A 14,311-nucleotide genomic window follows, 5' to 3' on the forward strand; every position below is an offset into this window, starting at 1 on the left:
CGCCGGCTCGTGCCACCAGACGACGGAACTGGAGGAGACCGCCCGGCGCCCCTGCCGCCCGGCTGGTCCGGGTCAGCCTCAACATGCCGGCAGCTACCTCACCGTACCAGCAGGTTCACGGGGTCGCTCTGAAAGCTGACGCCATTCTGCACGCCAGTCACGCGCAGCACGTAGGTTCCCGGCTTTGCATAGAGCTTGGCAGGCACGCTGGCCGTTATCAGGTCGGCGGAAACAGCGCTGTCCAGACGTTCGTCATTGAGGTAGATGGATGCCTCGCTGCCGGCCAGTGAGCGATCCACGCGAACCCAGACTGCGGCCTGTCCATCGGGCTGCACGTTGAACGGCTTGCCTGCAACAACTTCATCCGGTCCATAGCTGCTGATCTTCAACGACGCCTGGCTCCGGGCCACAGCATCTGGTGCGTGCGTCTGCGATTGCGGGTTGCCCGCATCGCTGCAAGCGGACAGGAGTATCGCAGCGCCCAGCAGGACAGCGCACGCGACCCGTTCGATTCGAATGATCATTTCATTGCTCCAACGTCATAAATCAACAATTCGGGGATTCGCCACTTTCAAGCAGTGCGACAACCAGCTGCAGGTCTGCGGCACGCAACGTCATGCGCCCGCTGACCTCGTCAGGTTCACTGCGCATCAGGACGCAATGCCGCACGCCCGCATTCTTTCCGGCCTGGATGTCGCTTGGCTTGTCTCCGACAAGCAGCGACCTTTCCAGGCTGATGTCGCATTCACGCTGTGCGGCGAGCAGCATGCCTGGCTCCGGCTTGCGACAGCTGCACTCGCGCGCATAGTTTTCCACCACGCCATCGCGATGATGGGGACAGTAGTAGATCGCATCCAGCCGCGCCCCATGTTGCACGAACACCCCGGACATCCATTCCATGTAGCGATGAAAATCATCCTCGGAATAGTAGCCACGGGCTATGCCCGCCTGGTTGGTGACCACCACCACCAGATGGCTCGTCCGGTTTGCCAGTCGCACGAGATCGAAGATGCCGTCGATGAACTCCGTTCGTTCCGGCGTGCAGACATAACCGTGATCGACATTGATAACGCCGTCCCGGTCGAGAAAGAGGGCCGGCCGTTGACCCATCAACTTGAACCCGCGCTTTCGCCGAGCCCGAGCTGGGCGCGCGAATAATCCTCCGGCACGCCGATATCGATGAACCCGGTCGTTCGCGTAAAGGCCCGTACCTTCCCTCCCCGCACTGCCGGAGACAGAACGGCATCCTCGAAGGAAAAATGGTCCGACTCGGGGAATGCTCCCGCAAGCTCCCGGGCCACCCGGTATACCCCCGCATTGATGTAACCAGGGCCACTCAGCCCCTTTTCGGAAAAGCCGATGACCCAATCATTCCGGACCTCGACGGCCCCGTAACGGGCCACGTCCGGCACTCGGGCAAGCGCCATGCCGAGCTTCGCGCCGGAGGAGGCAACCTGTTCCTCGAAGGCTGCATGATCGAGTTCGAGATAAGTGTCGCCATTCAGGACGAAGAAGGCGTCGCCACCGATCTGCGGCAACGCCTGTGCGATCGCCCCACCGGTGCCCAGCGGACGGGTCTCCCGCGAATAGACCAGTGACATGTCGCCCCAGCGATCGCCCAGCGCCTGGTGGACTTTCTCTCCCATGTAACCCGTTGCCAGCACTACCCGCCTGAACCCCTGCGCCGCCAACCGCTCGAGCAGGAAGGCGAGGAACGGCCGGCCCTGGACGGGAGCGAGCGGCTTGGGTACATCGCTGACAACGCTTTGCAGCCGGGTACCAAATCCACCGGCGAGGATCACGGCCTCGTCAATGAGCGCCATGGCCGAAGATCTCCTGCTCGATCAGGCCGCACAGGAGATGCCCGATGAACTCGTGTCCTTCCTGGACTTTCGGTGTCTCCGATGACGGCATGCGAAAGCACAGGTCGCAGAGTTCGGCCATCTTCCCGCCCTCGTGGCCGGTAAATCCGATCACGACAATCCCGATGGCGCGGGCCGCTTCAATCGCCCGCAGGATGTTTTTCGAATTTCCGGAGGTGGAAATGACAAAAATCACGTCCCCCTTTCGACCGAGCGCCTCCACTTGTCTGGCAAAAACGTAGTCATAGCCGTAGTCATTGCCGATAGCCGTGAGGATGCTGGTGTCCGTCGTCAAGGCGATTGCCGGAAGTCCCGGACGATCAAAATGGAATCGGCTGACCAGCTCGCCTGCCCAATGTTGCGCATCTGCGGCGCTGCCGCCGTTACCTGCAAACATCAACTTGTTGCCGCGCCGAAACGCTTCGACCGACAGGGTCACCGCGCGCGATATCAGCTCCCGCAATGCCGCGTCCGCCGACATGGCAGTCAGCAACTTGATCGACTTGTCGAATTCGGCCTCGATGTAGCCGTTCAAATGATCCGCCATGAGGTGGCTCCCTGGTGCGTGAAATGAAAATCCATGATGCTCCCTCCTTCCTCCAGCAATGCGCGTGTCAGGCCGATGCGCTGCTCGGGGCTGCACAGGAACATCATGAAGCCGCCGCCACCAGCGCCAGACACCTTGGCGGCGCGCGCACCGCTGGCGAAAGCGACCTTCTCGACTCGTTCGATCAACGGGTTGCTGATGCTGGTAGCCGTTCTCTTCTTGGCCACCCAGCCCGCCTGCAACGTGGACTCCAGCCGGCGCAGGTCGCCCTTGAGAATGCATTCCTTCATCTGGATGGCCTCATCCTTCAGCTGGTGCATGGCGTCAATGGATGCCTGGTCCCGGTTGCCCACGTTGCGCGACTGCTGGGCAATGATGTCCGCGGAAGCACGCGAAACGCCGGTGAAGTACAACACCAGCGAACTTTCGAGCTCTGCCCAGACCCAATCCTTGATGCGCAACGGATTCACGATGACCCGATCGTCCGCATAGAACTCCATGAAGTTGAAGCCTCCGAAGGTGGCTGCATACTGATCCTGCTTGCCCCCCGCCAGCTCCAGATCCTTGCGCTCGATGTCGTAGGCCAGCTGGGCCACTTCATATTCGCCAAGAGGCAGGGAGAAATACTCGACGAAGGCCTGCAGCAGCGCCACTACCATGGTCGAGGATGACCCCAAGCCGGATCCCGGAGGCGCATCAGAGAACGTCTTGACCGTCAGCGAAGGCTGTTCGCCCTGGAGAAAGTCGCGCGACACCCGCGCATACACGCCCTTGAGCAATTGCAGGGGGCCGCCGCACGGAATGTCACCGTCACAGGAATGCATCTCCTCGTGGCGTACGTCGAGTGCATGAAAGCAGGTTTCCTTCCCGTTGCCTGCCGTCACGATTGCATACGCATAACGGTCGATGGTGACGTTCATCACGCGACCGCCGTAGACATCGCAATATGGCGACACATCGGTGCCGCCGCCAGCAAGCCCCAACCGGAGCGGTGCACGCGCACGCACGATCATGGGGAAGGCTCCCCGGCCGTCATCGTCCACGGAAGTTCGCGGGCGAATTCGCTCCACTGCGCGTCTTCCGTGAAGCTGGCACGCACGAACGCCTGACCTGCAGCAGAGCATCGGCGCCACGCAGCATCATCTTCAAGCAGGCGCAGGACATGCCCCGCAAACTCCTCGGCCGTGTCGGCGGCCGCAAGAAAATCGGCCGTCTGTTCGAGCCCCTGAACGCCGGTCGATGTAGTCACGCAGGGCACGCCGAAACGCATGGCCTCGATCACCTTTCCCTTCATGCCGCCGCCAAACCGCAGTGGCGCAACAACGACTCGAGCATTCGCGTAGCGTGCCGAAAGCTCCTCGTCGGTGACAAAACCCGTCACCGTGACAGGCCCGCCATGCAGTGCCTTGACCGCATCGGACGGGTTGGAGCCGACCAGATCAAGGTGGATCTGCGGATGGCGCTTCTGGATGAGGGGAAGTACCTCATGGGCGAACCATTCCGCGGCATCCACATTCGGCGGGTGCGCAAATCCCGCAACGAAGACCAGATCGTGTCGATCGGTCAGGTTCGCATCCGGTTGCTCGGGGAAGTCATCGAAGGCATACGCGGCGATCGTATGGGCGCGGACCGTCGACGACTGCCCGTCCAGCCACTCGCGCACATGGCGAGTCTCGCTGGCAGACGGATAGTAAACAGCGTCCACCAGCTTCCAGATCCCGTGCTCCAGCTTTCTCACCCTGTCGCACTCGGCCCGCAGCAGCTTGTCCGCAGGCTGCATTCGCAACTGATCCTCGATGCGCAGGTAATGTACGTCATGTCCGTAGTACAGCAGCGGAGCGCTACTGTGCTTGCGTATCGCCCCGACGAAGTCGACTGCGATATGCGGCCGGCTCAGCAGCACGACATCAATGTCCGAAGCATGTTGCTCCATCCATTGACTGAAGCCCTGATGATATTCGGCGCCGTAGACAACTTCGACGCCAAGCTGCTGCAGCAACGGCGCGTAGGCCGGATCGTTGTACAGGTTCTCCGGCCAGAATTTTACCGAAAAGCCCTTCCGTACAAACATGCGGATGAACTGCCACATCGTGCGCGAGCCGGCATCCCTGTCCGGCTGGGGAATGTAGTGGTCCACGACGAGAATCGTCCGGGTCGCCCGCGTGCGACCGCGCGCCCTGAAAACGTTCTCGCCGTTGGGAAAATGCTCGCGCTTGAGCACCTCGTGCCAACGCTCGTAGAAGCGCCGCTGGTTCTCGACCTGGTAGGCCTTGATCCCGGAATTGACGTCGGTACCGTGCGACACGCCTTCGTGATGCACGACCACCGAGCGCGGCTGGTAATAGAGTTTCAGCCCGGCCTCGCGGACCTTGAAGGCGAGATCCGAATCCTCGCAGTACGCAGGCACGTAACGTTCGTCGAAGCGACCCAGTCGAGCGAACAATTCGGCGGGAATCAACAACGACGCGCCGGAGCAGTAATCCGTTTCGCGCACATAGTTGTAGATACTGCGCGAGGGATCATCCAGCCGGCCGTAGTTCCAGGCGCTGGCATCGGCCCAGATGATCCCTCCGGCTTCCTGCAGTCGACCGTCGGGATAGACCAGCTTGGAACCCACCATGCCGCAATCCGGGAATCGCCGGAACAGTTCGAGCATGCTGTCCAGCCAGCCGTCCGTAACCTCGGTGTCGTTATTGAGAAAATAGATGTAGCTGCCGCGCGCCAGCCCGGACGCGCGATTGCATGACCTCAGGAAGCCAAGGTTCTCCGAATTCACTTCGTAGCGAAGTCCGGGCACCGCCGCCAGCGAGTTCATCTCGGCATCGCCCGAAGCGTCCTCGGCAACGAGGATTTCATACGGCACTTGCGGCGGATGCGCGGCAATCGAGCGCAGGCATGATGCCGTGATGGCCAGATTGCCGTAAGTCGGAATGATGATCGTGACTTCCGGCTCGTTATAGAATGGAAACGCCAGTTCGGACACTTGCCCGGATGACTGCGGTGCGTCGATGCGGGGCGCGGAATGAAGATCCGGGAGCGTCTCTGCCGAGGCTTTCGCGCTGCGAAGGCCGAGCATGCGCCGCTCCGCGAAGCTGCCCCGCATGCCATGCCAATCCCGACGAAACAGCATGCCGAGGGCACGCAAGGGCCGGGTCAGGGTCCACGAGCGTGACCGCCGCAATTGTTCGTTCTGATCGCCCAGTTTCGCCAACTCCCCGGTCAACAGCTCCGCACGGGCTCTCAGGCGACCCTGTTCATCCTGCAGTGAAGCGACCAGCGTATTTCGATCGGCCAGTTCGGTGTCCAACGAACGGGCCCACTGAGCGACTTTCTCGTGTTCGATGCACAGTGCCCCATAACGGGCATGAAGCTCGCCCAGTTCGCGGTTGATTCGTGCGAAAGCCTCGATCAGCTTTTCACCCACCACTGCGTCACGCGAGTATTCGCCGGTGAAGTCCCGGATATGCTGCCCGACCGCAGTCAATTGCTGTTCGACAGCGCGCCCCCACTCTTCCATTTCCAGTTTTTCCTTCTGCAGCACCGCATGTTCTGCATGCAACCGCGTTACTTCAACGACCGTCTTTTCATGTTCCGCAGCAAGCGTTGCGCCGTGTGCACGCTCCCGCGCCAATTCCGCATTCAGCGATGTTGCCCACGCGGACGCTTTTTCATGACCCGCCTGGGTATCTCCGTACGATTCACGCAGGGCATTCAGTTCCGTCTCCAGCGCCTTGGCCCAGTTCACGATCTTTTCGTGATCCGCCTGGGTCCGCCCATACGTTTCGCGCAGGGCGCTCAATTCCGTGTCCAGCTCCTTGGCCCAGCCCACGATCTTTTCATGATCCGCCTGGGTCCGCCCATAAGTCTCACGCAGGGCGCTCAGCTCCGTGTCCAGCGACTTGGCCCAGCCGACAGTCTTTTCATGCTCCGCCTGGGTCCGCGCGTGAGTCTCACGCAGCGCATTGAGCTCCGCGTCCAGCGACTTGGCCCAGGTCACCGTGGACTCATGCTCCGCCACCATGCGTCCGTGCGTCGCCCGCGCCTCGCTCAACTCGCTGTCGAGAGCAGTAGCCCACGCAGCGACCTTTCTATGATGCGTATAAAGGTCCTCCGCCTCGGAAAACAGGATGGAGGGACGCAACTCCCGCAGAATACGCTCATCCAGCGAGCCGGCAACCGCAATGAAATAGACCGGGTCGGCCAGCGAGGTGGCGCGTTCGACGATTTCCGAGCCCGTATCCGTCAATGCATCGACCTCCTGCGCGCTGGCTTCAGCGCCCTGCAGCGTGAAGATCGATGACCCAACCGCGAGCCTCTGGCCAAAATAACGGATGTCACCAAACTGTTCCCGCAGAACCGCATCGAACTCTGCAAAGTCCAGTTCCTTGACATGGAATTCGTTGTGGTGCCCCGCAAGCTCCGTGTACACCGTCCGGTTTGGCGACGACATGACAAGCAAACCGTCCGGGCGCAATACCCGACGGATCTCGCTGAGCATTTCCCGATGGCGGTCGTGATGCTCGATGGTTTCGAACGAAACCAGCACGTCCACGCTGTTGTCCGCCATCGGTATCTGCGCGGCGTTTCCCTGCACGAAACGCAGGCCGGGAATGTCCGGATACGTCGCACGGGCATGGCTCACCGCGTTGTCGTCGATATCCACTCCCACCACGGAGTTGGCGCGGCGCGCCAGCATGGCGCTGCCGTAGCCCTCGCCACAGGCGATATCGAGGACGTCCTTGCCTTCGACCAGACGTGCGCACCAGGCATAACGATGCAGATGTTCGTGTCGGATCTCTCCCGCTTCGGTAGGTACGTAGCGCTCGCCGGTAAACTCCATCGACCTAGACTCCTACCTGCTCGATTCCGATGGCATGCATCGGGATGCCAACCAGGCCATGCCGCATGGTGCTGTCACTGGCCTTGAACGTGAGAGCGTCATGGATCCAGTGATGCTGGGTATGGTTCTCCTGCGTTCCGTTGGCCAGCGCCACATCCACCGAATAATCGCCACTGGGCAGTATCGGCATGCGGAAGCGGAAATGTGCGCGCAGGCGCGTTCCGCCCCTCGCATCGACGGATCGCCCTCGATAGCTGAGGTATGTGTTGTCACCGAACAGTCGCTGCCCCAGGCGGTCCTTGACGTAGAACCCGAAGATCGGCGCATCCAGCGATTCGGAGACTTCGGCCTCGATCACCAGATCTGCCACTTCGCCACCTGCCGTCAGCCGCCGCGTCTGGCCATTGCCGTCCAGCAACTGCACGTCAACGATCCGCGCGGCTCCCGTGCCGAATTCATTGTCGATTCGTGCCGGATCGAATTCGAATATTTCGACCAGGTTGCGAGTCGCCTCCCCGTTCAGGATTGCCTTGCGCGGATCAACCACATCGGCGGGCACCGTCGTGTGGTCCGCACGATGACCGTCACCCGCCGCGCCCGCTCCCGGAATGGACGTCCGAACGGTCACCGACTCGCCCAGTGAAGCGCGATCAGCCGCGTGCTGCTCGGCCAGGTACCTCTCGACGACATCGCGGGCCGAACCGTCCATCACCATTTGTCCGGAGTCCAGCCAGACGGCCCGGCTGCAGAGGCTGGTCACCGCACCAGTGTCATGACTGACGAACAGCAACGTGCCCCGCTTCTGGAATTCGCGCAGGTAACGCATGCACTTCTGCGTGAAACGCACGTCACCCACGCTCAGCGCCTCGTCGATCACCAGGGTGTCCGCATCGACGTGGGCCGCGATCGCAAACGCCAGCCGCACGTACATGCCGCTTGAGTACGTCTTGACCGGCTGGTTGATGAATTCCCCGATATCGGCAAATTCCGTGATCGACCGGTACCGCTTGCGCAATTCGCCTTCCGGAATGCCATACAGCAATCCGCTCAGGTAGACATTTTCTTCACCGGTGAACTCCGGATTGAACCCGGCACCCAACTCAAGCAGCGCCGCGATCCGTCCGTGCACCGCCACACTGCCTTCCGTGGGGTGGAGTGTTCCGCAGACCATCTGCAGCAGGGTGGATTTGCCCGAACCGTTGCGCCCGATGATTCCGACGGTTTCGCCTCGGCGCACGTCGAACGACACACCACGAAGCGCCCAGAACTCGTTGAAATAGGCAACGTCGCCCTTCCCCATCGCCCGCCGGAAACGGGGCAGGATCATCTGCCTGAGCCGGTCGGATGGTTGCGCATAAATCTCGTAGCGCTTGCCCAGCCCGGCTATGCGAATGCTGAAATCGTCAGAGGACATCGGCAAACCCTTTCCTGCTCCGCTCGAACCACGCAAAGGAAAACCACGCGAACAGGCACGCAGATACGCTGTAGATGCCGAGATGAAGCCACGACGGCGGCTTTCCCCAGACCAGAACGTTCTGGGAGGCTTCCACGATGACGGTGAGCGGATTCAGGTACATCCAGTCGCGGTATGGTTCAGGAATGAATTCCTTGGGATACAGGATCGGGGCAAGGAACATCAGGGCCGTGGTGATGATGCCGGTGGCCTGCTTGAGGTCGCGAAGAAACACGCCCAGAGATGCCAGCAACCAGATGGTTCCGGCGACGAAGGGCAGAAATGACGCAATGACGATCGGGAAAAGCACGATCGTCCATGGCAGTGAGCCCTTGGCAAACAGGGAGATGATCAGCAGGACCAGGGTGGAAACCAGCAGGTGGAATAGCGCGGAGCCCAGCGTGCTCCACGACAATATTTCCAGCGGAAACACCACCTTCTTGACGAAATTCGTGTTCTCCACGATCAGCGTGGGTGCCCGATTGGCGCATTCCGTGAACATCGAATTGATGTTCAGTCCCGCGAACAGGATCACCGCGAACTCGAAGTGACCTGTTACCTGGTCGTTCCAGCGCGACTTGAAGATGATCCCGAACACGAACGTGTAGATCATCAGCATGAGCAGGGGGTTGAAGAACGACCAGAGCAGTCCGACAAACGACCCGCGATAACGACCTACCACATCGCGTCGAGCCATCTGCATGACCAGCGCGAAATGTCGGGACAATGCCCGATATGGAATGAGCGGGTCGATGAGACGATAGGCTGAAATCATGACTTGGGGATGGACCTTTTCAGGGCTGCACTGTCGACCTTCACGAGGATGTACGACACAGCTGCATGGATCGTGGTTTTGCGCGCGAACGGAACGCGAACTGTCGGCAAGGGCTCGCTCAGCTCAACGCGCGTTCAAGCTCCTCGCGCAGGTCCTTCAAGTCCTCCACGCCCACCGACAGCCGGATCAGCCCGTCGCTGATGCCCAGCCGCTTGCGATTGGCTGCGGGCACCGAGGCGTGGGTCATGATCGCCGGATGCTCGATCAGGCTTTCGACGCCGCCCAGCGACTCGGCCAGCGCGAACAGTTCGCAGCGCTCCAGCATGCGCCGGGCCTTCTTCAGGCCACCCTTCACCTCGATCGTGATGATGCCGCCGAAACCGTGCATCTGGCGCTTCGCCAGCGCGTGCTGCGGATGGCTTTTCAGGCCCGGATAGATCACCCGCTCCACGGCGGGATGCTTTTCCAGCCACTTGGCCAGCTCCAGTGCGCCGTCGCAATGCGCCTTCATGCGCAGGTGCAGGGTCTTCAGCCCGCGCATGGCGAGGAACGCATCGAACGGGCCGGCCACCGCACCGACCGAGTTCTGCAGGAAGCCCATCTGGGTGGCCAGTTCCTTGTTGCCGGCGACCACGATGCCGCCGACCATGTCCGAATGGCCGTTGAGGTACTTGGTGGCCGAATGCAGCACCAGGTCGGCGCCGTATTCCAGCGGCCGCTGCACCATCGGCGAGCAGAACGTGTTGTCGACCACCAGGATCAGGCCGTGCTTCTTGGCGAACGCGGCGACCTTAGCCAGGTCGACCAGCTTCAGCATCGGGTTGGTCGGCGTTTCCGCCCAGATCATCCTGGTGTTCGGCTTCAGCGCCGCCTTCATCGCCGCGGTGTCGTTCAGGTCGACGAAGCTGAAGTCCAGCCCCGCCGAGCGCCGGCGTACCTTCTCGAACAGGCGGTAGGTGCCGCCGTACAGGTCGTCCATCGCGATCACGTGGCTGCCCGAATCGAGCAGGTCCAGCACGGTCGCCGCGGCGGCCAGTCCCGACGCGAAGGCAAAGCCGGCGACGCCGCCTTCCAGATCCGCCACGCAACGCTCGTAGGCCATCCGGGTCGGGTTCTGCGTGCGCGAATACTCGTAACCCTGGTGCACGCCGGGACTCTTCTGCACGTAGGTCGAGGTCGCGTAGATCGGCGTCATGATCGCGCCGGTGCTCGGATCAGGGTGCTGGCCGGCGTGGATGGCGCGGGTGCCGAGGCCGTGCGGGGCTTGCTTGCTGCGTTTGTTCATGATGATCCGTGATATCCCCGGGGCGGGATCTGCTGGCAAAGCCGCTATCTTACTCGTCGCGGCGCACCATGCCGAACCTCGACGGGTGCATCCATTCATCGAAGCTTACGGATGGGAATGCGTGAATTTTCCGTCGAGCATGCGCTCGCGTATTGCACATCGCACCGGGACACGCGATCTTTGACGTTCGCAGCCTTCCCCGTCGACCTGACTCGTCGAGGGGTTTTCGTTCCAGTCGAGATCCGTTGATGATGAACAACCCAATCACTTTCCCGTCCGCATTGCTGCTGGAGGGGGTCGTGGACGGCATCACCAACCACATCGTGCACGGCTGGGCCTGGTTCCCGGATGAACCGGCACGAACGGCCAGCATCGAGGTACGTGCCCACGGTACCGTGCTGGGCCGCGGCGAGGCCGACACCATGCGTGCCGATCTCGCTGCCGCCGGGAAGCGAAACGGCTACTGCGCCTTTGCGCTTCGTCTGGAGGCCACGTTGCCCGAACTCGGCACCGCGCTGGAAGTCGTTGCGGTGCAAGCATCCGGCGCCCAGCCACTGGTTGGCAGCCCGGTGGTGATGCCTGCAGCCGCGTCCGCCGAAAGCAGCGACATCCTGCCCATCCCGTTGCACCGGCCGGGCCTGCACGGTTCGCTGGACCAGTGCGGGCCGGCGCGTATGCGGGGATGGCTGCGCTGGACGGACGGCACCCAGGCATCGCCGAACCTGGTACTTCGCGAAGGCAGCCGCGAATGGATGCGGTTTGCGGCCAATCAGTGGCGGCCGGACATCGCCGAACTGCATCAGGGCGACGGTTGCTGCGGCTTCGATCAACCGCTTCCGGACGAGCTGCGCGACGACCGTCTGCACGAGCTGCGGTTGTGCCTCGCCGACGAAGAGGCGTCGCCGCTGGCCATGCCGTTCCGGGCGCTGACCTCGCCTGCTTCGCCGGAGAAACTCGCAAGCCGCGCGAAATTGCCGCCTCCGCTGTCACGCCAGCCGGTCGCCGACCCGGTCACGCTGTCCATCGTCGTCAACTTCTACAACATGCAGCGTGAAGCGGCGCGCACGCTGACTTCGCTGACCCGCGCCTATCAGGCCGATTCCGCGGACCTCGATTACGAAGTCCTGTGCATCGACAATGGATCACAACCACCGCTCGACCCTGCCTGGGTGGCCAGCTTTGGCCCGGAATTCCGGCTGGTCCGGCCAAGCCGCCAGCACGCCTCGCCGTGCGGTGCGCTCAACGAGGCCGCGTTGGCGGCGCGCGGCAGGTATCTGGCGGTGATGATCGATGGCGCCCACGTACTCAGCCCCGGCATTTTTCGCGAGGCTCGCCAGGCCTGGCGCGAGCATGCCGGCGCGGTGGTCGCGGTGCGCCACTGGTTCATCGGCGGCGACCAGCGCTGGCTGACCCTGGTCGGTTACAGCCGCGAACAGGAAGACAAGCTGTTCGAACGCATCCGCTGGCCTCTGAACGGCTATGACCTGTTCCGCATCGGCACGCCGATGAGCGAGAACCCCGAGCCCTGGTTCGACGGCCTCAGCGAGAGCAACTGCCTGATGTTGCCCACCGAGTTGTATGACCGCATCGGCGGCTTCGACGAGGCTTTCGATCAGCCTGGTGGCGGGTTCGCCAATCTCGACCTGTGGCGTCGGACCTGCATGGCTGCCTCCGCACCACTGGTCGCACCCATCGGCGAGGCCACCTTCCACCAGTTCCACGGCGGCACCACCACCAATGTGGATGACGTGGAAAAGGATTTGCGCGTGCGCGCCTATGCCACGGCCTACCGCACGCTGCGCGGCGAAGACTTCGCCATGATCGAGCGGGGCCAGCTCACCTTCCGTGGCCAGCTGCGTTCCGAGTTCGCCACCGGCATGCGCCAGCGCACGCTGATGCCGATGCGACTGGGCGTCACCGAGGAAGTGCGCCCGGGCAAGCTGGCCGCCCACTTCGATGACGGCGCCCAGTCGCACCTGCTGTCCGTGTATGCCGAATGCGGCCTGCAACGCGATGTGCGCTGGCTGGGCCAGCCCACCGGCATGGCGCCGGCCGACCTGAGCAGCGTGCAGGACATCATTCATCAGATCCGGCCCGATGCCGTGATCGGCGTGGGCGTGGAGCGCGGCCTGATCGCCTATGTCGACAGCGTGCTGCAGGCCGCCGGGATCGGGGCCGCGCGCATCCTGCACGTGGCGGACGACGCCGTGGCGGCGTCTGCCCGGATCACCGGCTTGGTCGGCACGCCTGCGGATGCCTCCGCCCCGACCGCGGCCCGGCTCTGGGCCGGCACGGCCGAGACCGTGCTGGTGCTGCACGCCGCCGGCGATGCGGGCCGGTTCAACGGCGCCACCCTGGCAGCGTGGGGGGAGCTGGTCTCCCATCGCTCGTACATGATCTGCGTGGGCACGGTGTTCGGCCAACCCTGGCTGGGCTACTCGACGCGGCAGCACTACAAGACCCTGCGCGAGTTCACCGAAGGCAACCCGATGTTCGTCATCGACCGCAGCTGGACGCGACAGCTGATCACCACCTGCCCCTATGGCTACCTGCGCAAGATCGGCGGCGGCGTCAACGCAGCCAGCTACGATGCCGCGCTGGACGAGCTCGGCACCGACACGTCCCTGGATCTGGAGAACATGCAATGAATCGTTTCTGGCAGCGCTACATCCGTCCGATCTTCGAGACGGTGCAGCCCCGGCAGATCATGGAGATCGGCGCCGAATACGGCTGGAACACCCGCCAGATCCTGGCCTTCTGCCGTGACAACGGCGCGCATGCCGACATCATCGATCCGGCGCCGCTGCCGAGCCTGCGCGAGGAACTGGCCAGGTTCGGTCCGGCCGAGTACCGCTTTCTCGCGCTGAAGAGCCTGGCCGCCATTCCGCAACTGGAAGCACCCGACATCGCGCTGGTGGATGGGGATCACAACTGGGCCACCGTGTTCAGCGAACTCAACCTGCTGCAGGCGCGCGCCGAGCAATGCGGCAAGCTCCCGCCCATCGTGCTGTGCCACGACGCGGCCTGGCCGTATGCGCGACGCGACATGTATTACAGCCCGGACGACCTCGACGGATGGCAGCGGCACCCCTACAGCTACAAGGGCATGCTCCCGGACCAGTCCGAACTGACCGAGCAGGGCGTCAACGGCTGGCTGGCGAACGCCACGCATGAGGGCGGGCCACGCAATGGCGTACTCACGGCCATCGAGGACTTCATCGCCAGTTCGCCTACCGAATGGAGCCTGCGCAAGCTGCCGTTTTTCAACGGCCTGGCAATCGTGGTGCCGGTGCCGCGCATGACGCCGGCGCTGCAATCGCTGATCGACGGATTCTTCAGCGGTGACGCCATGCTGGAAGCCAGCAAGGCGCTGGAGTCGGACTGCATCCAGCTGCGCGCGATGCTGTGCCAGGCGGAGGCCTGCCTGACCCGCCGCACCGAGGCGCTGGAACGCGCCCGCGCGCTGATCGATGCGCAGCAACGGCGCATCGCCCAGCTGGAGAACCGGGCGATCGCCGGCATCGACTGAAGCGGCGACCGGTCAGGCCA

11 protein-coding genes are annotated in these 14,311 nt (G+C 62.8%); 2 read left to right on the top strand and 9 right to left on the bottom strand.

Annotation, left to right across the window (positions count from 1 at the left end):
* Positions 1-98: 98 nt before the first annotated feature.
* From I6J77_RS14760 to I6J77_RS14800, 9 genes are all read right to left on the bottom strand, one after another.
* A complete protein-coding gene (locus I6J77_RS14760) occupies positions 99-524 on the bottom strand; it encodes a hypothetical protein (protein ID WP_204109589.1) in 426 nt (141 codons plus the stop codon).
* 22 nt (positions 525-546) lie between these two features.
* Positions 547-1,110, bottom strand: a complete 564-nt coding sequence (locus I6J77_RS14765; RefSeq protein ID WP_204109590.1) for a D-glycero-beta-D-manno-heptose 1,7-bisphosphate 7-phosphatase — start codon at positions 1,108-1,110, stop codon at positions 547-549.
* Positions 1,110-1,823, bottom strand: a complete 714-nt coding sequence (locus I6J77_RS14770) for a nucleotidyltransferase family protein (RefSeq protein WP_204109591.1) — start codon at positions 1,821-1,823, stop codon at positions 1,110-1,112. The genes I6J77_RS14765 and I6J77_RS14770 overlap by 1 nt, the downstream gene beginning before the upstream one ends.
* A complete protein-coding gene (locus I6J77_RS14775; protein WP_204109592.1) occupies positions 1,810-2,409 on the bottom strand; it encodes an SIS domain-containing protein in 600 nt (199 codons plus the stop codon). The genes I6J77_RS14770 and I6J77_RS14775 overlap by 14 nt, the downstream gene beginning before the upstream one ends.
* Positions 2,394-3,422 carry a dehydrogenase gene (locus I6J77_RS14780; RefSeq protein WP_204109593.1) on the bottom strand — a complete coding sequence of 343 codons (1,029 nt, stop codon included), beginning with the start codon at positions 3,420-3,422 and terminating at the stop codon, positions 2,394-2,396. The genes I6J77_RS14775 and I6J77_RS14780 overlap by 16 nt, the downstream gene beginning before the upstream one ends.
* A complete protein-coding gene (locus tag I6J77_RS14785) occupies positions 3,419-7,249 on the bottom strand; it encodes a glycosyltransferase (RefSeq protein ID WP_204109594.1) in 3,831 nt (1,276 codons plus the stop codon). Before I6J77_RS14785 ends, I6J77_RS14780 begins: the two co-directional genes overlap by 4 nt.
* Before the next feature lie 4 nt (positions 7,250-7,253).
* Positions 7,254-8,663 carry an ABC transporter ATP-binding protein gene (locus I6J77_RS14790; protein WP_204109595.1) on the bottom strand — a complete coding sequence of 470 codons (1,410 nt, stop codon included), beginning with the start codon at positions 8,661-8,663 and terminating at the stop codon, positions 7,254-7,256.
* The gene (locus I6J77_RS14795; protein WP_239309028.1) at positions 8,653-9,477 is read right to left on the bottom strand and encodes an ABC transporter permease; all 825 of its coding nucleotides are present in this window, start codon (positions 9,475-9,477) and stop codon (positions 8,653-8,655) included. Before I6J77_RS14795 ends, I6J77_RS14790 begins: the two co-directional genes overlap by 11 nt.
* 118 nt (positions 9,478-9,595) lie before the next feature.
* A complete protein-coding gene (locus tag I6J77_RS14800; RefSeq protein WP_204109596.1) occupies positions 9,596-10,762 on the bottom strand; it encodes a cystathionine gamma-synthase in 1,167 nt (388 codons plus the stop codon).
* Between the two features lie 248 nt (positions 10,763-11,010).
* Here I6J77_RS14800 and I6J77_RS14805 point away from each other — a divergent pair, with 248 nt between their 5' ends.
* Together I6J77_RS14805 and I6J77_RS14810 are read left to right on the top strand one after the other, a co-directional pair.
* Positions 11,011-13,410, top strand: a complete 2,400-nt coding sequence (locus I6J77_RS14805) for a CmcI family methyltransferase (RefSeq protein ID WP_204109597.1) — start codon at positions 11,011-11,013, stop codon at positions 13,408-13,410.
* Entirely contained in the window at positions 13,407-14,291 is an 885-nt protein-coding gene (locus I6J77_RS14810) for a class I SAM-dependent methyltransferase (protein WP_204109598.1), read from the top strand. Before I6J77_RS14805 ends, I6J77_RS14810 begins: the two co-directional genes overlap by 4 nt.
* Positions 14,292-14,311 lie beyond the last annotated feature (20 nt).

This window comes from Rhodanobacter sp. FDAARGOS 1247, from assembly GCF_016889805.1.
Lineage (GTDB): Bacteria > Pseudomonadota > Gammaproteobacteria > Xanthomonadales > Rhodanobacteraceae > Rhodanobacter.